Source organism: Paenibacillus silvae (assembly GCF_014639235.1).
Taxonomy (GTDB): Bacteria; Bacillota; Bacilli; order Paenibacillales; family Paenibacillaceae; genus Paenibacillus; species Paenibacillus silvae.
Genome location: NZ_BMFU01000007.1, coordinates 42,166 through 66,729, shown reverse-complemented (window position 1 = coordinate 66,729; position 24,564 = coordinate 42,166). Strand labels below are relative to the sequence as shown.

The window sequence follows — 24,564 nt, the reverse complement described above, 5'->3', positions numbered from 1 at the left end:
TTTTGGCTTCTGTTGTTTCGGAATTCGTAACATTATCTATCTATATGATCCAGGGGTGGAAAACTTTCGGGTACTCAATAGGTAACAAATTTGTTACAATAAACTTCATATGAATCCATGCTTCACCAGCATAAGAGGGGAACCGTGGATTTTTCCTGATGAATTTCAGGTCTTTTTAAAGGAAATGCCGGGATTGTGTCGAAATCATAATGGCTAACTATGTGAGCAGGAAGTGATGATGTGATAGAAATGCAGGACGTGTGGAAGACCTACGCCAATGGGACCCACGCATTACAAGGGGTGTCGGTGAAGATCGACCGCAATGAATTTGTCTATATCGTGGGTCCATCCGGTGCAGGCAAATCGACTTTTATGAAGCTGATGTACAGAGAAGAAGTGCCGACCAAAGGGCAAATATCCATTAACGGATTTAATATTGGCAAGTTAAAACCACGCAAAATTCCTTACGTGCGCCGCAACATCGGCGTAGTGTTCCAGGATTTCCGTTTGCTGCCGAAGATGACCGCTTTTGAGAATGTTGCTTTTGCAATGGAAGTTATTGAAGCACCCAAGCGGCATATCAAGAAACGGGTCATGGAAGTGCTTGATCTGGTAGGCTTGCGCAGCAAGGCTAATCGTGAGCCTTCACAGCTCTCCGGCGGAGAGCAGCAGCGGATTGCCATCGCACGTGCGATTGTCAACAATCCTTCGGTGATTATTGCGGACGAGCCTACAGGGAATCTGGACCCGGAGACGTCATGGGGCATTATGCAGCTGCTGGACGAGATCAATTTCCGGGGAACGACAATTGTGATGGCTACGCACAACAAGGATATTGTTAATACGATGCGTAAACGGGTTATCGCCATTGAACGCGGACAGATTGTACGGGATCAGATGAGAGGGGAGTACGGTTATGAATTTTAGTACTCTCTTGCGGCATCTGCGGGAGGGCTTCAAGAACGTATTCCGCAATGGCTGGATGTCAGTGGCATCCGTCATGTCGATCATCGTCTCTCTGTTTATTCTTGGCGTGTTTATGCTGCTGGTGCTCAACGTGAACTCCATGGCGAATCAGGTAGATAGTCAGGTGGAGATCAGTACGTTTCTGGAGCTGAATGTGGACGAGAACCTGCGTAATACGCTGCAGCAGGAGATCAGCGCGATGCCTGAGGTCAGCGAGATTCGTTTTGTTTCCAAGGAGGAAGGGCTCAAGGAGTTCCGCGAACGTCTTGGATCAAGCGCAGATAATGTATTAAGCGGCTTTGATGTGGATAACAATCCACTGCCGGATACGATTGAAGTGAAAGTGATTGAACCGGAGACGGTTACTTTTGTAGCACAGAAGATTGAAGCATTGAACGAGAAGCACCCGGAGAAGCCGATTATGAAAGTAAACTACGGCAAGGAAACGGTTGAAGTGCTGTTCAAATTTACGAAGCTTGTTCGGAACATCGGATTTATTTTTGTCGGGGGACTGGGTCTCATGTCCATGTTCCTGATCTCGAATACGATTCGCGTAACGATTCTCGCACGCCGCCGGGAGATTGGCATTATGAAGCTGGTGGGTGCAACCAACACCTTTATTCGCTGGCCTTTCTTTATTGAAGGGGCATTGATTGGACTTATCGGTTCAATTGTTACAGTGGGTGTGCTCTTCTTCGGATACAGCCGCCTGATGGCGACTGTTGGTCAGGATGTCTTTATGCAGATGCTTAATCTGATTCCGCTTAGTGAGATTTGGCCGCTGATGGGAACACTTCTGATCGGGCTTGGTGTGTTGGTTGGTATTCTGGGCAGCACGCTGTCCATCCGCAAGTCGCTCAAAGTGTAAGCTGCATTGCGCAGCAAATGTCGAAAAAGAATAGCAGAACAGGTTCATTATTGGGCGCTGTTTGACGATATGTAGAAAAGACGCAACGTTTCAAAATGTTCACAGGAACATGCTGATGAAGGAAAGTCAAGGAACATGTCAATAAAGGAAAGCCAAGGAACATGCAATGAAAGAAAGCAAAGGAACATGCTGTTCGCCATCTGTGCAGATTGCTTTCTTGTGAATTCATAGGATGGGGGATTATCATTTTGAAAAAAACCGCTTCGCTGCTGGCCTTTATGTTACTGGCCGGGATGACGTTTCAACCTTCTGACGGATATGCCAAGAACAGCATTAGCGATATTGATCAGCAGATTCAGCAGCTGGAGAGCAAGGCAGCCACTGCCAAGCAGGAGCAGAAGAAAGCTGCTGCCAACAAAAAGGAAGCACAGCATTATAAGAATAAAACCAATGCGTATCTGAAGGTTGTATTGGAGCAGATCAATGTCGTTAGTGATGAGCTGGCCAGTGTATCGCTGCAGATTGAAAACACGGAGGAGGACCTTCGTACAACGAAAAAAGATCTGCAGGCCGCGGAAGAGCGCATTGTGGCAAGAGAAAAGCTGCTGGAATCACGTGTACGCCTGATGTATACAGACGGTGCGGTATCCTATCTGGATGTCCTGTTGTCCTCCACCAGCTTCACTGACTTTCTGACCCGTGCTGATTCACTCAAAACGATTGTAGACCAGGATCAGCATCTGCTGGACGAGCACAAAGCCGACAAGCAGCTGGTTGTGGAGAAAAAAGCAGACCTGGACCGGCAGTATGCCGAAGCCAAAAGTCTGTATGCGCAAAAGAAGCAGCGGAAGTCACAGCTGAACGAGAAAGAGCAGGAAAAGCAGGTGCTTCTGGCTTCATATGATGCTAAAATTGAAGAATCCGAAGAGTTGACACAAGAGCAGGAAGATGTGTTGATGCAAATTGCTAGCAAGCGCTCAGCTCTGCTGCAGGAGAAAAATAAATTGCGCGAGCAGCAAGCTGCTGCAGCGGCTAAAGCTCGTGCTGAAGCTGCGGCAAGAGCCAAAGCAGCGGCGAAGACGCCGACCCGTGTAAGCACAAGCAGCGACAGTGCAGTGACCTATTCCACAGGCAGCGGTATCTTCGCAAAACCAGTATCTGGCGGACGTATATCTTCGCCATTTGGCCCTCGGGTTCACCCGATTACGGGAGAAGTCGGTAAATTGCATGCAGGTGTCGATTTCGCTGTTCCACAGGGGACATCAGTTCATGCTGCGGCAGGCGGGATTGTTATTATGGCTGAATGGTATAGCGGATATGGTTATGCGGTTATCATTGACCATGGTAGCGGACTGTGGACATTATACGGACACTTGCGTGAGGGCGGTCTGAAGGTCAGCAAAGGCGATACCGTAAACAAAGGGGATGTTATTGCCGAGTCTGGTAATACAGGCAACTCTACCGGGCCACACTTGCACTTTGAAGTGCGTGATAATGGAACGGCTGTGAACCCGATGAATTATCTGTAGAATGGTCACATTGATGACTGTATAAACGTTAAATCATTGACGACTGCATTCATGTTGAACTCTTTGATAAAGTGCATAAAATTTTTAATGCCCGAATGGAAAAAACATAATCCGTACAAGCTAGACATATACTAAGCTGGCATGTTCAGGGAATGATTCGGATCGTGCGAATCAGAGGAGCTTCAAAACTAAAGGCGGTGACAAACGGGATGATGAAAAAAAGATCGGCACTGCTGTTCGTTATACTGGGTCTGCTTGGCGGAAGTCTCTTGACGCTGGTGTTAATGACTTACCCGGGGATTACAAGTCAGGCTGCACCAGGCGAAGGACTTCTGGCAAGTGTTACCGGAAGTTCGCAGCAGAAGAACGATATGAAGAAGATTGAAACCGCGATGGATTTGATCTCCAGAAACTATTATAAAGAAGTGGATCGTACCAAGCTGATTGATGGTGCGATTAATGGCATGATGGAATCACTTGGTGACCCGTATTCCAATTACATGGCCCAGGAAACGGCGGCCCAATTCGAAGAGTCGATCGAAGGTTCATTTACAGGCATCGGCGCAGAGGTATCCTCGAAGGATGGTTATGTTGTTGTTGTATCCCCGATCAAAGGTTCACCGGCCGAAAAAGCGGGTATTCGTGCGAAGGACATCATTTTGTCTGTTAACGGGGAATCTCTTCAAGGGCTTGAATTAAACAAAGCCGTTAACAAGATCAGAGGACCTAAAGGCAGTGAAGCCAAAGTACAGGTGAAACGTGCCGGGTCCACAGAGCCGATTGAATTCACGATTGTACGTGATGATATTGATCTGGAAACCGTCTATGCACATATGGAGGACGGCGGTATTGGTGTCATTAACATCACCCAGTTTTCAATGAATACAGGTGAACGCTTCAAGGAAGAGCTGGCCAAGCTGGAGAAGCAGAACATGAAAGGCCTGATTATTGATGTACGGAATGACCCGGGCGGCGTGCTGCAAGTCGTTATTGATATTGCGGAGCAGTTTGTACCTAAGGGCAAAGTCATCGTTCAGGTTGAAGATAAAAATGGCAAGAAGGAACAAAGCAAGTCGAGTGGATCAGCCAAACCGTATCCAATTACGGTACTGATGAATAAGGGCAGCGCGAGTGCATCCGAGATTCTGGCAGGAGCTCTGCAGCAGTCGGCAGGTGCTACGCTGGTGGGTGAGAACTCGTTTGGTAAAGGAACCGTACAGACCAGCTACGATAAACAAATGGGTGACGGCAGCTTGCTGAAAATTACCATTGCCAAGTGGCTGACGCCTAACGGAGACTGGATTCATGAAAAAGGCATTAAACCGGATATTGCCGTAAATCAGCCGGACTATTTCTCGGTTGCTCCGATTAATAAAGAGAAGCTGCCGCTGAAATATGACAGCAATAGCACGGATGTGAAAAGCGCGCAGACGATGCTGAGAGGACTTGACTTCAAGCCGGATCGTGTAGACGGATATTACGATCAGAAGACGGAAGAAGCAGTCAAGGCATTCCAGAAGAAAAAAGGCATTCAGGTTACAGGTCAGATTGATGAAAAAACGGCTGAATCCCTGGAAGCATCTCTGATCGAACGGATTGCTAATCCTCAATATGATGCACAGCTGAAGCGCGCGATCGAAAATGTCTCGAAGGATATTTCGTCCGCTGTGTCGAAGCCATAGAGAAGGCTGAATTTCAGCCTTCTTTTTTTCTGAACCGGCTGAAGGAGAGGAGTGAACGCCACAATGGAATGGGTATGGCCGTGGTTAAATGCTTTAGGGGAAGCATTGTTACAGTTGTTGATTCAGCCGTTTTATTATATCGCAATCATTCTGATTGCCTTGATGTACCATCGTCAGCTGCTCCAGGAGCGTAAACTGTTCCTTGTTCGTATGCAGAGCTCGATTACACAGACGATTCGAGCTGTACTTGGAGGTATTGTCATAGGCGCCGCGGTATCCATCGTGTTTCTGTTCCTCGGCGCGCACCTTACCTTGGGCAGTTTGATCAGCATATGGGCTGCAGCGTTAGTATTAGCTCTTATTCGTATACGTTACCTGTGCTTTGCATATGCAGTAGGCGCGCTTGGTATACTTCAATTTGCCTTCAATATAGCTTCCGGATGGCAGCCTTCCGGTATGCTTGGACAGGCTGTAGAGACTGTGCGTGGACTGGACATGCCTGCGCTGCTTGTGCTGGCTGCGTTATTGCACATTGGCGAAGCGGCGTTCGCCCGCATGCAGGGAGTGTCTATGGCTTCCCCGTTTCTGATGGAGGGCAAACGTGGCAAATTGGTAGGCGGATATCAGATGCAGCTTTTCTGGGCACTCCCGCTGCTCATCCTTGTTCCCACCAATGGAGGCGGTGCAGCCCTTCCATGGACTCCGCTGTTTCAAGCGGGGCAAGGTTACACGTTGATTGCACTTCCCGTCCTGCTAGGACTGAGTGACAACACACAAAGCATGCTGCCAGGACGTAAAATGAAGCTTACAGCTAAGCGTATGTTGTTATACAGCATGACCCTGCTCGTGTTTAGTTTGCTTGCCGTGTGGTGGCCGCCGTTGACCGTAGTTGCTGCGCTGGTGGCATTTGCCGGGCATGAGCTTCTGGTATGGTACAGCGCGCTGGAGGAGCAGCATCTCAGTCCGGCATTTGTGCACCCACAGCATGGACTCAAGGTTCTGAGTGTAATCCCGAACAGTCCGGCCGCTGAACTTGGCATCGAAGCAGGGGAGACGCTGTACAAGGTGAATGGCATGCTTGTTCATTCACCGGAAGAGCTGCATCGGGCCTTGCGTACGAATTCGGCCTTCTGCAAGCTGGAGGTACGGAACCATCAAGGAGAGAGCAAGTTTATGCAGCGCGCCATCTACGAAGGCGAGCATCACCAGCTTGGAGTCGTTATGGCACCGGATAATCATGAGGCCTGGGCCGTGCAGCCGCGTCCAGTGACGCTGCTTCAGGTATTGACGCTCAAGCTGTTCACACGCCGGAAAGAGCGGCGTATGGATGAGGCCCCTCTTGCCCTGCCATCAGCTCCTGTAGTGAGCGACAAAGGTTCTGTTGAAATGTAATCAAAAAGGCAGCTCCCTCCGCCAGGATTAGCGAAGGGAGCTGCCTTTTTGATTTGGCTATTTTTTTAACATAAAAATGGCGATTTGAGTGCGATCACGCAAGTGCAGCTTGCCCAGAATGTCTGTAACGTAGTTTTTGACGGTGCCTTCGCTGAGGAACAGCTTGGCGGCAATCTCTTTGTTGGATAGACCCTCGGATATTGCCTTAGCAACAGACAGCTCTGCCCGAGTAAGACCATAGGTTTCGAGAGGCTCATGGGCGGGTGGAGAAGCCGGTGTACGAAGGAGCCCCGCAAGTTTGCGAGCAATATCGGGATGAATCAGCATGTCCCCTCGGTATACCGCTGCGATCCCCTGAATGATGCGGGTAGGAGGTACATTTTTCAGCAAATATCCGCTTGCTCCGTTCTGCAAAGCCTGAATAATATATTCGTCATCGTCAAAGGTTGTCAGCATCAGCACCTGAACGTCGGGAAAACGGGATTTGATCAGACGTGTGCCTTCGACGCCATCACATTCGGGCATTCGAATATCCATGAGTACAACATCTGCGGGCGTTCCTGACTCAAGTAGATCGAGTGCTTCCTTCCCGTTGGAGGCTGTGCCTGTGATGTGAATGCTTGCATCAAGACCGAGTACAACCTTCAGGCTCTCTCGGATAAAGTAATCATCGTCCACCAGCAGCACCTGAATACGAGAAGTGACGTCAGGTGGCAACTGCTTGCTGTCAACGTTCCGTTCTTGCTCCGGCTCAGACATAAGTGTGCTCCCTTCTAAATGCTTTAATTAGAGTAGCTTCATTTGATTTGAAACGGGGATGCGTGTAATTACAGTGTACGGATAGCCGGCTTGAATCTCCACGAGGCCTCCCATGAACTGTGTTCGCTGACGCATGCCCTCGTGTCCAAGACCTGTACTGGTGGAGCCCTCTGCATGTAGAAGCGAGAATGTGCTGCCATCATTACTGATCATCATCGTGACCTCATGTGGTTCGAATACCAGTTTTAGCGTAATCTCATTCGCTTTTCCGTGCCTTAGTGCATTCGTTATCGCTTCTCTGGCATTTTTGTACAGCACAATTTGTGTGCTCGGATAGAGGGGGTAAGCCTGACCACGAATCTCGTAATTGGTTTTAATACCGGTGTCCCGGCCAACCTCCTCTAGCAGACGATCTAACGCGTAGGCATCCGAAGGTTGTGAGTCATTTTTGAGTTTCAGCAGCGCATTACGCATGTCATCCATGCTCGCCGTTAATTGATCCCGAATCTGCTCAACCATGACAAAGCCTTGTGCTGGATGCAAGGGTAGTGTGAGCAGGGCAGCTTCGGACATCATCTTGGTACGGATCAGGCGATGACCTATATCGTCATGCAGCTGTCTGGATAAGCGGGTGCGTTCTTCGAGTTGGGCTGCATCCTCCAGTTGTTTGGAAAACAGCAGTAACTGCGCGCGTGCCTCCTGCAGCTCATAGTGTTTATTCCGCAGTTCGTCATACACATGCTCCAGTTGCCCTCTGCTCGCTGCTGTGCTGGCTCCCTGCCAGCACAGCGCAGTGGTCATGATCAGGAGCAAATTCACAGCAAGACTCACCTGTGTTGATTCCGAGAACCAGTCCCAAGCCTGAAGCTCCGCAGCGTTCCACATTAGCCCTGTTGAAGATGAATAATACACATATAATGCAAGATTAATGGCAATGACCTGTATGGTTAACATCATCCATCGCATAGACCCATTGAGTCGGTACATATATACGTAGAGCGCTGATAAGCCGGTGGATAACATGAAGGGGCCGTATAAAGCAATCAGATAACAGCCCCACAATATTTCTGCCAGAAATAAAAGCGCCTGCGATGCACCTGAACGAGTGAAACGGTGGGCAACAGCCAGTCCTGCAGCAATGAGGATATAGAAGGTATACAGCGCCTCGCTTTCTACGGGCAGCATCAGACTGTACAACACAGCGGGCACAAGTAATAAACCATATTGCAGAAACCGCATCGGCATATGTAGTGGACATCCTTTGTATGATAATAGGGTTGAAAGTGAACAAAACAGATCTTAGTAAAAAAATAAAAATCAATCCTGTTGATAATGCATCCTTGATTATAGCACAGCCCAACTCCGATACAGGAGGTGACTTAAGTCACCTTTGGCTCATGACTTTGTGTACCTTCAGAAAAGTAAACCATTTATTATACTGGAAATACGAAAGTTCGTGGCAAAAGCTCAAACCGATAAGGGGCGTATAACAATGAACATACTGGAAATCGATCATGTTGTGAAGCGGTACGGCAGCAAGCTGTCAGTAGATCACCTCAATCTGGATGTAGGCCGGGGAGAAATCTTTGGGCTGCTCGGTCCCAATGGAGCGGGTAAAAGTACAACGATCAGTATGATTGCCGGTCTCCTGAGCATGGATCAGGGAGAGATCAGGCTGGATGGTATATCCGTGAAGGAGCGGCCGCTGGATGCAAAGCGCAAAATCGGGCTTGTGCCACAGGATTTGGCGTTATACGAAACAATGAGTGCTGCGGATAATGTTACCTTTTTTGCCCGGCTGTATGGATTGCGAGGGAAAATGCTTAAAGAGAGAGTGCAGGAGTCCCTTGAGTTTGTCGGATTGCAGGATAAAGCCAAGGAAGCCCCGTCCACCTTTTCAGGAGGAATGAAACGCAGGTTAAACATCGCTTGTGCTCTCAGCCATCATCCCGATCTGATTATTATGGATGAACCGACAGTCGGCATTGATCCGCAGTCCCGCAATCACATTCTTGAATCGGTTCGAACACTGAACAAGATGGGCTCGACAATTATTTACACCAGTCATTATATGGAGGAAGTTGCGGCGATTAGCGATCGGGTGGCTATTATGGATCAAGGGAGAATCATTGCTTGCGGAACAGAGGCTGAGCTGAGAGAACGTGTTGCATCGGAGGAAAAAATGGTGCTCACCACCTCTGGAATTGATGCCGGCGTTGTGGAGGAGCTAAAGCTTCACCCGCGTGTCCGGGCAGTTGAAGTGAGTGGAGATACACTGACCATTACCCTGCCTTCTGCACAGCTCGCGCTGCAGGATATGCTGTTCATTTGCAGTAAACATGAGGTGTCCATTCATTCCCTGCGAGTCGAGGAGCCTGATTTGGAAACATTGTTTCTTAATCTGACCGGGCGCACGCTGCGAGATTAGGGGGCTATGGAATGAGAGTATGGCATATTTGCTTGTTTGAGTTAAGACGGATATTGAAAATTCGATCCGTTGTGCTGAATCTGTTTCTTTTGCCCTTATTGTTAATTTTTATATTAGGAACTGCCCTATCCAGTGCGATGGGCACTGGAAAGGAAGCTGTACCTGGTCAGGTACGTGTGGGATTGGTTGAAACCGTTGAAGCTGAAGACTCTCCTGTGGGGGAGGCGATGAGAGCATTTGTGACTGCTCCTCAAGTGGCCAAGATGCTTACGTTCCAGTATATGTCTTCTCAGGATGAAGCAGTAAACGCCTTGAAAGAAGGCAAGCTTGATTTTGCGGTTATCGTGACGTCCGATATGGTGCAGCAGTGGATGGCGGGGAAAGAAACCAGACTGCAATGGATACTGGGCAAAGACGGCACACTGAATGTGGTGGGACAGACGCTGTTCACCCGGTTTACGGATGAGTTAAACCGGCAGGCGGCGGTTGCAAAGGTTCTCGGGCCTGAGATGATCTCGAACGCAGGTGCAAGGGCTGAAACGAGGGCGGCTGCGCAATCGAATATAACGATTAGCAGTCCCGGCGAGTCTAATCAGTCTTACAGTGCTTCCCAATATTACGCCGCAGCGATGCTGGCGATGTTCATGCTGTATTCCGGCATGACCGCGATTAATAGCTTGTATACGGAAAAAGACAAAAAAACACTTGCTCGTCTTCAGGCTGCTCCCATGGGCAGCGGGGTTATATTTGCTGGTAAAATTGCGGGTAACAGTCTTCTTGCCTTCATGCAGGCCATCATTATTATTGTAATGACATATCTGTTATTTGGTGTGAATTGGGGTCGTCACCTTTGGTTGATTATATTGGTCTGTTTATTAATTACGATGGCATCCATGACATTGGGCATCATCGTGGCACTTGTAAGCAAAAGTGCTGCATCAGCCAGTTCGCTGATGCAGGGTATTATTATTGTCATGACATTTATTAGTGGTGGATTTACTCCAATTGCCATAGATGTCATCCAGCGAATCAGCGAGTTTACCGTAAATCACTGGGCTCTTCAAAGTTTTCTCAGCATGATGCTGGATGCCTCGTTACGCGAAATTATGTACAACATCTATATGCTTGGAGCGGTATGTGCAGTGCTCGCTGCCGCAGCGGCAGTGATCTACAGAAAGGTTGGATACCGCTATGAATAGTCTGCATATCGCTTGGCTGATGATCAGAAGAACAATGGGACGCAAGCGAGGGTTTATAGCTTTTCTCCTGCTTCCGTGTCTCGTGGTGACAGGGGCGGTTGCTCTTTTTGGAAGTGAGCAGGCAGGTCGTGCTGTCGTTCCTTATGTGAACCTGGATGAAGGTAGTGCGGGATCATGGCTGATCCAGGAGCTTGCCCGGAACAAAGAATACAGCTTCAAGGCTGTAAAAAGTGAAGCAGCAGTGAGGTCGGATATCGTTTCGCAAAAAGGCAGCACGGGCATCGTTATTCCGGCTCATTACACACAGTCACTGCTGGAAGGCAAGCAGACTGATATCGAACTGATCGAGATGCGTGTCAGTGAAAGTTCTTATACACTTCGGGCGGCTGTTGAAGGTTTGACAGAGGGAATTATGCAGTCCGCATCTGCTGTTCGTGCCTTTTCTCTAAAGTCTTCCTCTAATTTTGAAGCGGTAGACACCGGGAAAAAGTTTGAAGAGCTGCTTCAAGAGCTGAGCAAGCATACGTTATCAGGGGAAGAACTGCATCTGCGGCTCTATCCCAAGCCAGGGCTGAATAATGTCACCGGGTTTACCGTCATGTTTATGATGGGGCTGTTAACCAGTGCAGTGTCTGTTATTATGGAGGATCGTAAGCAGCGTACGATGGCCCGGATGTATACGGCTCCAGTCAGGTCCTACGAGATTGCGCTGGGCAATTTTCTGGGCAGTCTTGCGATCGGAGTCATCCAGATTGTGCTTGTGCTGGGGATTAGCAGGTGGGTGCTGCATTATGATGCAGGAATTCCGTTTGGCATTCATTTTCTGATTCTTGGCGCGTTTATGCTGGTATCCATGGGGCTTGCAAGCACAGTAAGCGGTCTGATCCGTGAAACGAAAAATGCCAGTATGCTGAACTCCCTTATTATTGTACCCACCTGTATGATTGGAGGCTGCTTCTGGCCCTTGTCCATCATGCCGGAATATATGCAGAAGCTGGCGAACTTTGTGCCGCAGAAATGGACGATTCAGGCCGTCGAAACGATCTCTGCCGGGGGTACGCTCGCAGACATTACACTTCCTCTGCTCATTCTGTGTGCAATGGCTGTGATATTGCTGGCTGTCGGCTCCGCCATCCTTCGGCCAGATCAGCCAGGTACGGATGCGTAGTGATGCGAGAACAAGCATAGAATCAATAGATGAGTGGATAAATAAACGAATAGACGAATGAATTTAAGTAGAGGATTAGATCGAAAGATAATATAGAGGATTAGATGTTTAGGTAATAGAGGATGAGATGATGTAGGTAAAAGAGGAATAGGTAATGTAGGTAAAAATAAAATCAAAAAAGCACGTCTGTCAGGTAGATGAACATACCGCAGGACGTGCTTTTTGCTGTTTCTAGTCTCTACAGATTCGAAAGTATACCACCATGTCATAATGCAGGGCAGCACATTCTTGAAGCTGCATGATTGGTTCCATCATAACGGAACAGACAAGCTCGATTTATTAGAAGGCATCACATTCAGTCATCAACTAAGGCTGCAGCTGGCGAAGAACGGTAATTTCAACCCGGCGGTTTTTCTGCCGTCCGGCAGGAGTTTTGTTATCTCCGGTTGGACGAGTATCTGCGTATCCTGCATATTGGAAGTGGTCTGGATCAAGTTTTTCTTTATCCAGAAAAAAACGCAGGATCGATAATGCACGTTCACCAGACAACTCCCAGTTATCCTTGTAGGTCGAGTTTGCTCCAATCGGAACATTGTCCGTATGCCCTTCGATACTGACGACCATTTGAAGATTACGAAACAAGCTTGCAAGTTTGCTGAGTGTAGGTGCCGCATCCTTTTTCAGTGCAGCCTGTCCCTGGTCAAACAGAAATCGGTCACTGAGCGTAATGGAGATACCTTGCGGCTTGTCCGCAACATAAATCTGGTTCTCCAGTTTATTATCCTCAATATATTGGGTAATCACATTGAACAGATTCTGCAGCTCCTGCTCCTGTGTTCTGAACTGCTCTTCCCGTTCGGTAAGCGGACGGTTGGTATCATCCGGGGTATCTTTTTCCGAATCCGATGCAGGGTTCTCCTGTTTGTCATCCGATTCCCCCTGAACCTGGGCAGAAGGTGTTTTACTGATTGTTTGACCGGGAGTATCCCCGAGTCCATTTCCCAGTTCAAGTATGGAGTTGGATTTGTTAAAAGTGCTCTGAAGGGATTGGGTAACGACGTCGTATTTACCTGTATCCAGATTGCTCATGGCGTACATGATGACAAAAAAGATCAGCAGCAGCGTAATAAGATCGGCATAGGTAATCATCCACCGATCCCGATGGTCAGCCGTCTCACGTTTCGCACGCCGTTTACTGCGCCGACTCATCCAATCCCTCCTTTGCCAGTGGTGACGGTGCGTCCTGACGATGTGCGAGTGTAAAAGACTCCAGCCGTTTGCGGACAAGCTGTGGATTCTCACCGTTCTGAATTGCAAGCACACCTTCGAGCATCATCTCCATCGCCTGAACTTCGTCAGCACTTCTGGACTTGATCTTGGAGGCGATAGGCAGGAAGATCAGGTTGGCACTGGCCACCCCGTACAGGGTCGCGGTAAAAGCAACAGCGATAGCTGGCCCGAGCCCCGTGGGATCAGTTAAGCTTCCAAGCACCTGGATTAGTCCCATTACGGTCCCGATGATACCCATCGTTGGGGCATAGCCACCGGCTGCTTCGAATATTTTGGCGTAACCTTCATGCTTCTGCTCGACAGAGTCAATCTCCATCTCCAGAATCTGGCGAACAATATCCGGGTCTGTTCCGTCAACCACCATCTGGATGCCATCTTGTAAAAATGGATTGGGATGATCTACAACTTTGCGCTCCAAAGCAAGCACCCCCGATCTGCGGGCAATGGTGGACATCTCAATCAGTTCCTCCACCCATTGTTTGGAATCGTAACGATGACGTCCAAACGCCATGCGCAATGCAGCAGGTATCGTACGCAGACGGTATGTGGGGAAGCTGGCCACAACAGCAGCAATCGTTCCACCGAACACAATTAAAGCAGCGGTTTTCTGAAGCAGACCTGACAGCTGTCCGCCTTCCCACAGAAAACCACTGATGACTGCGGCAATTCCGGCGATTATACCGATAAGTGTCGCAATATCCATAAATTAACCCACTCCTATCTTCAATTCACGTTTGCAACACGAAAACGAACAAGGTATAATTGAACGGGAACAAATATTCCTATTACTATAAGTTTTCCCAACTGGAAATTCGGGGAACTTCGACAATATATAGTGACTATTATTTTAGACGATAGGGTGAGATACGGCAATGAGCGATATTATTATGAGCGACAAAACGTTCGAAATCGAGTCAGAGTTTTCTCCCCAGGGTGATCAGCCTGCTGCCATTCAGGAATTGGTGAAGGGTGTTCAGGAAGGGAAGAGATACCAGACACTGCTGGGTGCAACGGGTACGGGCAAGACATTTACTATTGCACAGACGATTGCCAAGCTGCAGCGTCCTACGCTGATTATTGCGCACAACAAGACACTGGCAGCGCAGCTGGCGAGTGAGTTCAAGGAATTTTTTCCGAACAACATGGTAGAGTATTTTGTCAGTTACTATGACTACTACCAGCCAGAAGCTTATATTCCTTCATCCGATACGTATATCGAGAAGGATTCAAGCATTAATGAAGAGATTGACAAGCTGCGGCACGCGGCGACCAGCTCGTTGTTTGAGCGCAGGGATGTCATTATTGTAGCGAGTGTGTCGTGTATATACGGTCTCGGTTCGCCGCATGATTATTCCAGCATGCTGTTGTCACTGCGGGTAGGCATGGAGAAGCCGCGCAATCAGATATTGTCACGTCTGGTGGAGATTCAGTACCAGCGGAATGATATTAACTTTGTGCGGGGCACGTTCCGTGTTCGTGGTGATGTCATTGAGATATTCCCGGCTTCCAAGGGTGAACATGCGATTCGGGTCGAACTGTTCGGAGACGAGATTGAGAAAATTACCGAAATTGATGTTTTGACGGGTGAATTGATCGGTGAGCGCGAGCATATTGCTATTTTCCCGGCATCTCACTTCGTAACACAGGAAGAGACGATGCGTGTGGCGCTGGTGAATATTGAGCGTGAACTGGAAGAACGTCTTGAAGTGCTGCGTGAGCAGGGCAAACTGCTGGAGGCTCAGCGGCTGGAGCAGCGTACGCGGTATGATATCGAGATGATGAAGGAAGTGGGCTTCTGCTCGGGCATTGAGAACTATTCCGGACCGCTGACTTTCCGTGAGCGTGGGGATACGCCGTATACTCTGCTCGATTATTTCCCGGATGACATGCTGATTGTGGTCGATGAGTCTCATGTGACCCTGCCGCAGATTCGGGCGATGTACAATGGTGACCAGGCGAGAAAGACGGTGCTGGTAGATCACGGTTTCAGGCTGCCATCTGCTCTGGATAACCGTCCGCTCAAATTCGAAGAATTTGAAGAGAAAATGAACCAGATTATCTATGTCTCGGCAACCCCAGGTCCTTATGAGATCGAGCATACAGATACGATGGTGCAGCAGATCATTCGTCCAACCGGTCTGCTTGATCCTGTCATTGAGCTGCGTCCGACGAAGGGGCAGATTGATGATCTGATTGCCGAGATTCATGACCGGATTGCGAAGGATGAGCGGGTGCTGATCACCACGCTTACGAAGAAGATGTCGGAAGACTTGACGGATTATTTGAAAGAGATTGGCATCAAGGTCCGATATCTGCACTCCGAGATCAAAACGCTCGAACGTATGGCCATTCTGCGTGATCTGAGGCTGGGGACATTCCACGTCCTGATCGGGATCAATTTGCTGCGGGAAGGTCTGGATCTGCCGGAAGTATCACTGGTAGCGATTCTGGATGCCGATAAGGAAGGTTTCCTGCGTTCCGAGCGCTCGCTCATTCAAACGATTGGTCGTGCGGCGCGGAACAGCGATGGTAAAGTTATTTTGTATGGTGACAAAGTGACGGATTCCATGGATAAAGCGATGAAAGAGACGGAGCGCCGCCGCGCCATACAGATGGAATACAATGAGAAGCACGGCATAACACCACAGACGATTCGCAAAAAAGTGCGTGATGTCATTGAGGCAACGAAGGTTGCCGAATCGAAAAACGAGTATCTGACCGGCGCTGCCGAGAAGATGTCGAAGAAGGAACGTCAGTCGCTCATTCAGCGTCTGGAAGCAGAGATGAAAGATGCAGCCAAAAACCTTCAGTTCGAGCGTGCTGCCGAGCTGCGTGATGCACTGCTGGAGCTGCGAGCTGAATAGATTGTTCGTAATTTGATAGAAGATGTTCTTGGATGGAGAATTTGCGATAAGAGAACGGCCAATTGGCCGTTCTCTTGTTGAGTAATGAACCGGCATAAATGATCCGATATTATTCCATATTGAAATGTTGTAATCAGGTCAATACTGGTATAACAGATAAAATTGGTTAAAAGGTTTATAGATTAGCAATGAGAGGATGAATAGTATTGGCGAGCGAGAATATTGTCATTAAAGGCGCGCGAGCGCATAACCTGAAAAACATTGATATTACCATTCCGCGTGACAAGTTTGTCGTATTGACCGGCTTGAGCGGATCAGGCAAATCCTCGCTGGCCTTTGATACGATCTATGCCGAAGGACAGCGGCGTTATGTAGAGTCATTGTCGGCTTATGCGCGTCAGTTCCTGGGCCAGATGGAGAAACCGGATGTGGATTCCATTGAAGGGTTGTCTCCTGCCATCTCGATAGATCAAAAAACAACAAGCCGTAACCCGCGTTCCACTGTCGGGACGGTTACCGAAATTTACGATTATTTGCGTCTTTTGTTCGCGCGTATCGGCCACTCGCATTGTCCGGATCATGGCATCGAGATTACATCGCAAACGGTGGAACAGATGGTGGACCGTATTATGCAGTACCCGGAACGTACCCGTCTGCAGATTCTCGCACCGATTGTTGCAGGACGTAAAGGTGAGCACAAAAGTGTATTCGCTGACGTGTCCAAACAAGGTTTTGTCCGTGTGCGGGTGAATGGTGAACTGCGTGATCTGTCAGAGGACATTCAATTGGAGAAAAACAAAAAACACACCATTGATGTTGTCGTTGACCGGATTGTCGTAAAGGATGACGTTCAGGCACGCCTCGCGGATTCCATTGAAACGGCGCTTAATCTGTCCGGCGGGCAGCTGCTTGTTGACATCATTGGCGAAGAAGAGCTGCGATTCAGTTCGAACTTTGCCTGCCCGGTTTGCGGCTTCAGCATTGATGAGCTTGCACCGCGTATGTTCTCTTTTAATAGTCCGTTTGGTGCTTGCCCGGATTGTGACGGTCTGGGTGTGAAAATGATTGTAGACCCGGATTTACTTGTACCGGATCGCAGCAAAACAATTGAAGAAGGAGCGTTCGATGCCTGGACAGGCGGAACGTCCACGTATTATCCACAGTTCCTCAGATCCGTATGCGAGCATTTCAACATTCCGCAGGACGTGCCTGTGGAGGATCTGCCTGCCGATCAGATGAACAAGCTATTGCAAGGCACAGGTTCGGAGAAAATCCGTTTCCGTTACGAAAATGATTTTGGTCAGCGCAAGGAAGCACTGGTTACGTTTGAAGGCATTGTGAATAATCTGGAGCGCCGTTATCGCGAAACGGCTTCTGAAGGCATCCGTGAATTTATCGAAGGATATATGAGTGCGAAGCCATGTGGTACGTGTAAAGGACAGCGTTTGAAACGCGAAAGCCTTGCAGTTACGATTAATGACCACAATATGGCTTATGTAACGGGTCTGTCGATCGGTGAAGCGGGACGTTTCTTTGATTCACTGCAGCTGACGGAGAAAGAGCAGACGATTGCGAAGCTGATTTTAAAAGAAATCAACAGCCGCCTTGGATTCCTTGTCAATGTCGGTCTGGATTATCTGACGCTAAGCCGTGCTGCCGGAACATTATCCGGGGGTGAAGCGCAACGGATCAGATTGGCTACGCAGATCGGTTCCAGTCTGATGGGGGTACTCTATATTCTGGATGAGCCGAGTATTGGTCTGCACCAGCGGGATAATGACCGTTTGATCTCTACGCTGGCGCATATGCGTGATATCGGAAACACCTTGATCGTGGTTGAACATGACGAGGATACGATGATGGCGGCAGATTATATTATCGACATCGGTCCAGGCGCAGGTATTCACGGCGGCACCGTCATGTCGCAAGGTACACCTGAGGAGATAATGAACGACGAGAAATCGTTAACGGGTCAGTATCTCAGCGGCAAGAAGTTTATCCCGGTTCGTACGGAGCGCCGAAGTGTGGGTGACCGCTGGCTGGAAGTGCGCGGAGCGAAAGAAAACAATCTGAAGAATCTGAATGTGAAGATTCCGGTCGGCGTATTTACTGCGGTAACCGGAGTATCCGGTTCGGGTAAATCAACACTGATTAACGAGATTTTGTACAAAACGCTGGCGCGTGACCTGAATCGTGCGCGTGTACGCCCAGGTCAGCATAAGGAGATTCGCGGACTGGAGCATATTGATAAAGTCATTGATATTGACCAGTCGCCAATCGGCCGCACACCGCGTTCCAACCCGGCCACATATACAGGTGTATTTGACGATATTCGTGACCTGTTTGCACAGACCAACGAAGCGAAGGTACGCGGATACAAAAAAGGCAGGTTCAGCTTTAATATCAAAGGTGGACGTTGTGAAGCCTGCCGCGGAGACGGCATTATCAAAATCGAGATGCACTTCCTGCCGGATGTATACGTACCGTGTGAAGTCTGCAAGGGCAAACGTTACAACCGTGAAACGCTGGAAGTGAAGTATAAAAATAAAAATATCGCAGATGTGCTCGAAATGACGGTGGAGGACGCAACTCAATTTTTCGAGAACATTCCGAAGATTCACCGCAAAATGCAAACGCTGCTGGATGTTGGACTGGGCTACATTAATCTGGGTCAACCTGCAACGACATTGTCCGGTGGTGAAGCACAGCGTGTGAAGCTTGCTTCCGAGCTGTACCGACGCAGTACCGGCAAAACGATCTATATTCTGGACGAGCCGACAACGGGGTTGCATGTTGATGATATCGATCGATTGTTGAACGTACTGCATCGCCTCGTGGATTCAGGCGAATCCGTGCTTGTCATCGAGCATAATCTGGATGTGATTAAAACAGCCGATTATATCGTTGACCTGGGGCCGGAAGGCGGTAGCGGCGGCGGCACGATTGTAGCGACAGGAACGCCGGAGGATATCATTCAAGTGGAAGCTTCATACACGGGCAAGTACCTGAAGCCTGTTCTGGAGCGCGATACGGAACGAAGCCGGGCATTGCAACTGGCAGACTAACCTTATAGCGTGTAATAAGCTGAAGAAAGACCTTCAACGCCTGAGAAGAGCTGTGCATGATCATCCGCACTCTCTCCCAGGTGCAGAAGGTTTTTTGCATTATGTCCGTGTTGAATTCGTTTCTGCCATGTGCAGCAAGCTGTACGTTGCAAGGCATAAGTTGTAAGTTTGGTGATAAGTCTGTATGTTGGCAAGCCGCAAGTCACAAGCCAAAAGTGACAAGTCACAAGTCGCAGGTTACAAGCCGCAAGTCACAATTTAAAATTCGAAAGTCTCAAGTCTCAAGTATCAGCTCTCAAGTATCAAGTCACGAGCAGCTATTCGCAGTTTTCAAGATTAAAGCTGCCGTAAGCCACAAGATCCAAGCCACAAGCCGCAAGGTAAAAGTCACGAGTTACAAGCTGCAGCTAAAAGTCACGAGTTACAAGCTGCAGCTAAAAGTCAGGAGTTACAGGCTGAAACCAAAAGTGACAAGTCTCAAGTTACAAGCCCGAACCCCAAGTATCAAGTTACACGCACAAGCCAAAAGTCACCAGATACGAGACGCCACTCGCAGTTCGCAAGTCTCAAGTCGAGAGTCAAAACTCGCAATCTGCGATTTGCAATTCACAATTTACAATTCAAAATTCTCAAGCCTCTAGTCACGATTTTTGCCATTCGCAGTTTGCAAGTTGCAAGTCAGAACTAGAAATCACAATTCAAATTCGTAAGTTGTACCAATTACTCAGCAAAGTCGGTCAGCCGCATCAGCTGTAGGCATTTAATGGGTGCGAAAAATTCTAACGATTCCTAGGAATGCTATTCCAACAAAAATGTGTGAATTAGGCTATGTTTTGATGATTTTGAGTAAAATAGGGTTCCCTCGATTCGTTAGATTTATAAACACGTCATATTAGGCGAAATAAGCTTTCTGGAGATCGTTAGCGCTTCGTCTCTCCAACATGATTAGTTACCACGACTACCACGCACCGATCCCCGCTTTCAGAGCATACCGCTCACGCACTAATCCACGTCCTCAGGGCATACCGCTCACGCACTAATCCACGTCCTCAGGGCATACCGCTCACGCACTAATCCACGTCCTCAGGGCATACCCCTCACGCACTAATCCACGCCCTCAGGGCACACCGTTCACGCGCCAATCCACGTCCTCAGGGCACACCGCTCACGCACCGATCCCACGTCCTCAGAGCATACCGCCCACACACACCAATCCACGTCTTCATAGGAACACCTCCAACGAGCGTAATCACGTATATAGAGAACAGTACGTCTATAGACACTCCTCCTCATTCAGCTTCATTTTCCACTTCGGAGTCATCTTCCGAGTCATCGCCCTCTCGGGATAAGAAATGGCTATGATTTGGTGAGGGGCAGCGGCCGCTAGTTACAGTTGTGGTCGACAAAAAATACGAAATGTTCATGAATCGAGTGATTTAATGAAAGTGTTTACATATAAGAGGGGGCAAGCTTTCGTGGGCAGAGAGGTCAGGCTGGATTTTTTTCATTTTTCTGGATGATAGGGCTTGCATTACTAACAGGGTACAGATAACATAGAGGAAGAGTTTAGGGTATGCGTTAATCAGTTGTTCAACTATGGTGAGGAGGTCTGTCTATCTATGCTGCTTGCAGAAGCTGCCACGGCGAGTACATCGAATTTTAATGCATTTGATATCTTTGTCATCCTGTTTACAATCCTGATCTTCATCGGATTGGTCCGTTTACTGCGGGCACCGAAGAAAAATCTGTTTGCCATCGGGTTTACAGTTGTCAGTTTGCTCGTATTTTTGATGACAGACTATGCGATGATTACGGGATGGTTTGGTTCATAACGCGACAATAGTAGTGGCAATGTAATGGAGTACAAAGCAGTATTAACTAACCTGGCATACAACAGACATATGGACATGCAATGGTAATAACGAACACTTTCCACGCTAGACATGGAAGGTGTTTTTTCATGGTTGTTTTTTAACAATCCAGCTGCAATTTTTGTCGAATTAAATCGAAAATTAAAACGATTGTATAGCCATTATTTGTATGATACATTGAGGGATACCAGTATTGCAGATGAGAGAGATCATAGATTCGGCCAGGGATCGCCTGTCCAGTCGCGCAAGAAGGATGTATAGAGAGGGTCAGGTGAAATGATGAAAAGGGTAGTGAAACGAGTAACAGCTATAATGATGGTCACGGCGCTCTCCATCGGTATGATGGCAGCTTCAGCTGGTGCAGCGGCATCCAAAACAGGCTTGCAAGCGAAAGTCATCGACGGCCAGGTGTATGTGAATACCAAGGATCTGGTGAACATGTTTGGCGGCAGCGGGCAGTACGATTCAAAGTCAGGAACGTATACGTATAAAGGAAGTTCGGCCATTCCGAAAGTAATTGAAAAGCTATCTCCGTCGGTTGTAGGCATTATTGGCCAATCAACAGAGGGGCAGGACGGTCCGGATAACGATCGTTACAATCTGGCGCATGGTACAGGTGTCATTATCCGGTCGAATGGATGGATTGTAACCAACGCCCATGTCATTGATGGACTGATCAATCCGGTCGTGGTCACGACAGATGGCAATACATATAACATAACCGAATCATTCAGTGATCCGTTAAGTGATCTGGCACTCATTAAAATTAATGCGAAGTCACTCAAACCGGCTACATTTGCCAAAGCTTCACAAGCGGTTGTGGGTGAAACGGTCATTGCGATTGGTACGCCAATCTCTTTTTCATTGCGCAACTCGGCAACGGTCGGTGTCATAAGTGGTCTGAATCGCGGCGTGGAAGCATCCTACCGTCTCATTCAGACGGATACGGCCATTAATCCGGGTAACAGCGGAGGACCCCTAGTTAACCTGAAGGGCGAAGTCGTTGGAATTAACTCGATGAAATTCTCAGCGGTGGGCATTGAGAGCATGGGATTTTCCATCCCGATTGATACTGTTAATTATGTCGTGAATCAATATTTCAAGTATGGAGCAATCAAACGGGCAAGCCTCGGTCTGCAGCTGGAAGAGAGCTGGTCCGCCATTGTAGGCCTGCCTGCGGAAGATCCACTGACCGTAACGGAAGTGCTGAGCCCGGAAGCCAAAAAGGCCAAGATTAAAGAAGGCGATGCTATCTACAGCGTAGCAGGCAAACGTGTATCTTCGGTTGTAGACATCAATGAGCTGCTGAAAGCCTACTTGCCTGGACAAAAAGTGAAGCTGCTGGTGCAAACCGATGGAGATATTGTTACCCGCACCTTGGTCCTTGCTGATCGTGCAGTCCTGCTGGACGAGGCGGATGATTCACTTTTGGCAGACGAAGAAGAATAAGAGCCGGCAAGTAACCGGATGTAGAGAGGACGAATGAACGGAATGAAGAAGTCATGGTTACGTGTGTTAAGCACGGCTGTTTTGGCGGGTGTGTTGTTGGCTGGAACAGCGCTGCCGGTGTGGGCATCGGATGAACTGGTTACCAGCGAGCTGCGGGTCAAAGCAGGAAGCACCAGTGCTTTTATCAACGGCAAGAAACAAAATATTACGAAACCTCTTGTAATTCAAGGGGTAACCATGGTACCTGTCGGGGTGTTCAAGAAGGCTTTTGGCAGTGAGATCGTGCTTGAGAAAAATGACGTAATTAAAATCAAACAAGGCCCGCATGTGGCGGCCTTGACGATAAACAGCCCTATCGCCTGGATCGATGGCATCAAAGTGGAGATGGGTGCAGCGCCCAAAATGGTGAATGGTGTGCTGATGGTTCCGCTTCGCCCGGTTGCTACTGGAATTGGTGCTACGATTGCGCCGAACAGTTCGGGAGAGATCGTCATTCGTCTGCTGCAAACGGGTGAGGGGACAGATGATGGCGGCATTGATCTGGACAAGGGTAAAACACGTATCGGCAACAGCTACTATGGCTGGTCCATCCATTACCCGGCTGATCTGCTTGTGCTGCAATCCAGCGAGCAGGAAAGCATGATGACCTTTGGAGCAGCGGACGAAAGCTATTACCTGGAAGTGTACGTGAGCGACCAGAATGTAGCACTGGATGCGGACGACCTGCTGACACAGCTTGTACAGGTGGCCAAACAGTCGGGAGATACGATCCTTGATCGTGAAGCCGTAGCTGCTAAAAACAAACCGTATGCACGTGTCGTTGTCAAAGATATGGAAGGTCTGTTATGGGAGCTCCGTCAGTATGTCCATGATGGGCGTCAATATGATGTTTATTTAGCGGATTATGAAGCAACGAATTACAAGGATCTGGGCAAGCACGCTTCATTGCTGAACTCCTTTGAGCCAAGCTACGCACAGTCCGATCGCACGATCAAGGACCTTTCAACGGTAGAAGATGGCATGCGTGTAGTATGGAATGAGGATTATGGTATCGGCTTGAGGGTTCCGGCAGGCTGGTCCATGGATAATAAAAACATGGTATATGAAAGCGAGGACGGTGCTTATCTGCAGCTTCGCGTGACTTCTGCCAAGGCCGGGGCAACGGTGAAAGACTGGAGTGACCAGTTGCACAAGTGGATGAGTGATACGTTTACGCCCGAAAGCTATGAACAAGTGGGCTCCTTCAAGACTGAGATATACGGTGAAACGGCGGAGGTAAACGAGTTCCGTTATAACTTCGGCGCGGGCTGGCAGACGGAGTTCGACGTTCTTTTGCAGAAGAACGGGTATCGTTATTATGTGGAGTATACCTTCCCTGAGGAACAGAAGGATGACCGGGCATGGTTTGAACGCATTATGAAGAGCATCGAGATCGAGTTCGAAATGGTCGAAGATAACTTTGGTCAGCTGGATGAAGATCCATATTTGACAGACAAAACGAAAACAATCACTCGCACGTCCAAGCGTTACCATTACAGCGTCGATATCCCGCGCTACTGGACGCCGTACAGTGATAAGTTTGAAAGCTCCCCTGTCATTTATACCTTTACAGGTGGAGAATTATCCATCGCGGCTACGGAGGACAAATCCATCGAGATGACAGTAAGTCAGCTGAGAGAGGCGTATGCCGAGGCAGCCAAGACCCGGAAGAGCTTTAATCTGATTCGCAGTGAAGAGCTGACCTTTGCTGGAGTACCGGCGTTCTCTTTCACGTATCATGAATCGGACAAAGGCGTGCCGTATACCGGACGTCAGATTGTGTTTGAGAAGAATGGCACGACGTATACGATCACCACAGGTTTGAATGATGCCAATCGTACGCAGGTCCAGGCAGATATGCTGGAGAAGGCAGTGAACTCATTTACTTTTAATAAATAAGGTGAACCAGAAATAATGCCGGGGGGTCTGAGGACCTTCCGGTTTTTTCAGGAAAGCGTAGAAGAGTCAGTGCAGAAGTGGTACACTATACTAGTT

General features: G+C 48.5%; 17 protein-coding genes. 13 read left to right on the top strand and 4 right to left on the bottom strand.

The window, feature by feature from the left end:
• Nucleotides 1-240: 240 nt before the first annotated feature.
• The 5 genes from ftsE to IEW26_RS20985 all read left to right on the top strand — a co-directional run bounded on the left by ftsE (nt 241) and on the right by IEW26_RS20985 (nt 6,437).
• Entirely contained in the window at nt 241-927 is a 687-nt protein-coding gene (gene ftsE, locus IEW26_RS21005; RefSeq protein WP_056693908.1) for a cell division ATP-binding protein FtsE, read from the top strand.
• On the top strand, nt 917-1,834 hold the full coding sequence (ftsX, locus tag IEW26_RS21000; protein WP_188593757.1) for a permease-like cell division protein FtsX: 918 nt from the start codon (nt 917-919) through the stop codon (nt 1,832-1,834). Before ftsE ends, ftsX begins: the two co-directional genes overlap by 11 nt.
• A 248-nt stretch (nt 1,835-2,082) precedes the next feature.
• Nucleotides 2,083-3,363 carry a murein hydrolase activator EnvC family protein gene (locus IEW26_RS20995; RefSeq protein ID WP_145404378.1) on the top strand — a complete coding sequence of 427 codons (1,281 nt, stop codon included), beginning with the start codon at nt 2,083-2,085 and terminating at the stop codon, nt 3,361-3,363.
• 209 nt (nt 3,364-3,572) lie between these two features.
• Nucleotides 3,573-5,045 (top strand): S41 family peptidase, encoded by a 1,473-nt coding sequence (locus tag IEW26_RS20990; RefSeq protein WP_111269149.1) that lies wholly within the window; start codon nt 3,573-3,575, stop codon nt 5,043-5,045.
• Between the two features lie 63 nt (nt 5,046-5,108).
• The gene (locus IEW26_RS20985; RefSeq protein WP_188593756.1) at nt 5,109-6,437 is read left to right on the top strand and encodes a PDZ domain-containing protein; all 1,329 of its coding nucleotides are present in this window, start codon (nt 5,109-5,111) and stop codon (nt 6,435-6,437) included.
• Between the two features lie 57 nt (nt 6,438-6,494).
• On the opposite strand, the gene IEW26_RS20980 is transcribed toward IEW26_RS20985, so the two are convergent.
• Together IEW26_RS20980 and IEW26_RS20975 are read right to left on the bottom strand one after the other, a co-directional pair.
• A complete protein-coding gene (locus IEW26_RS20980; protein ID WP_188593755.1) occupies nt 6,495-7,196 on the bottom strand; it encodes a response regulator transcription factor in 702 nt (233 codons plus the stop codon).
• Nucleotides 7,197-7,223: 27 nt separating this feature from the next.
• The gene (locus IEW26_RS20975) at nt 7,224-8,441 is read right to left on the bottom strand and encodes a sensor histidine kinase (RefSeq protein WP_188593754.1); all 1,218 of its coding nucleotides are present in this window, start codon (nt 8,439-8,441) and stop codon (nt 7,224-7,226) included.
• Nucleotides 8,442-8,688: 247 nt separating this feature from the next.
• Between IEW26_RS20975 and IEW26_RS20970 the strand changes: the two genes are divergently transcribed.
• Genes IEW26_RS20970 through IEW26_RS20960 form a run of 3 tightly spaced genes read left to right on the top strand, consistent with a single transcriptional unit; the run spans nt 8,689 to nt 11,991 of the window.
• On the top strand, nt 8,689-9,624 hold the full coding sequence (locus IEW26_RS20970) for an ABC transporter ATP-binding protein (protein WP_308423549.1): 936 nt from the start codon (nt 8,689-8,691) through the stop codon (nt 9,622-9,624).
• Between the two features lie 11 nt (nt 9,625-9,635).
• Nucleotides 9,636-10,823, top strand: a complete 1,188-nt coding sequence (locus tag IEW26_RS20965; RefSeq protein WP_188593753.1) for an ABC transporter permease — start codon at nt 9,636-9,638, stop codon at nt 10,821-10,823.
• The gene (locus tag IEW26_RS20960) at nt 10,816-11,991 is read left to right on the top strand and encodes an ABC transporter permease (RefSeq protein WP_188593752.1); all 1,176 of its coding nucleotides are present in this window, start codon (nt 10,816-10,818) and stop codon (nt 11,989-11,991) included. Before IEW26_RS20965 ends, IEW26_RS20960 begins: the two co-directional genes overlap by 8 nt.
• 366 nt (nt 11,992-12,357) lie before the next feature.
• Here IEW26_RS20960 and IEW26_RS20955 read toward each other — a convergent pair whose 3' ends face one another.
• Both IEW26_RS20955 and IEW26_RS20950 read right to left on the bottom strand, forming a co-directional pair.
• Nucleotides 12,358-13,200: a flagellar motor protein MotB gene (locus IEW26_RS20955; RefSeq protein ID WP_188593751.1), complete on the bottom strand. Its 843-nt coding sequence runs from the start codon at nt 13,198-13,200 to the stop codon at nt 12,358-12,360.
• Nucleotides 13,184-13,984, bottom strand: a complete 801-nt coding sequence (locus tag IEW26_RS20950) for a flagellar motor protein (protein WP_188593750.1) — start codon at nt 13,982-13,984, stop codon at nt 13,184-13,186. Before IEW26_RS20950 ends, IEW26_RS20955 begins: the two co-directional genes overlap by 17 nt.
• Nucleotides 13,985-14,153: 169 nt before the next feature.
• Here IEW26_RS20950 and uvrB point away from each other — a divergent pair, with 169 nt between their 5' ends.
• The 5 genes from uvrB to IEW26_RS20925 all read left to right on the top strand — a co-directional run bounded on the left by uvrB (nt 14,154) and on the right by IEW26_RS20925 (nt 24,468).
• Nucleotides 14,154-16,145, top strand: coding sequence for an excinuclease ABC subunit UvrB (gene uvrB / locus IEW26_RS20945; protein WP_111269158.1), 1,992 nt, complete (start codon nt 14,154-14,156; stop codon nt 16,143-16,145).
• Nucleotides 16,146-16,351: 206 nt separating this feature from the next.
• A complete protein-coding gene (uvrA, locus tag IEW26_RS20940) occupies nt 16,352-19,210 on the top strand; it encodes an excinuclease ABC subunit UvrA (protein WP_188593749.1) in 2,859 nt (952 codons plus the stop codon).
• Between the two features lie 1,619 nt (nt 19,211-20,829).
• Nucleotides 20,830-21,042, top strand: a complete 213-nt coding sequence (locus IEW26_RS20935) for a hypothetical protein (protein ID WP_111273485.1) — start codon at nt 20,830-20,832, stop codon at nt 21,040-21,042.
• Nucleotides 21,043-21,360: 318 nt separating this feature from the next.
• On the top strand, nt 21,361-22,530 hold the full coding sequence (locus IEW26_RS20930; protein ID WP_188593884.1) for a S1C family serine protease: 1,170 nt from the start codon (nt 21,361-21,363) through the stop codon (nt 22,528-22,530).
• Between the two features lie 42 nt (nt 22,531-22,572).
• A complete protein-coding gene (locus tag IEW26_RS20925) occupies nt 22,573-24,468 on the top strand; it encodes a stalk domain-containing protein (protein ID WP_188593748.1) in 1,896 nt (631 codons plus the stop codon).
• Nucleotides 24,469-24,564: the final 96 nt, after the last annotated feature.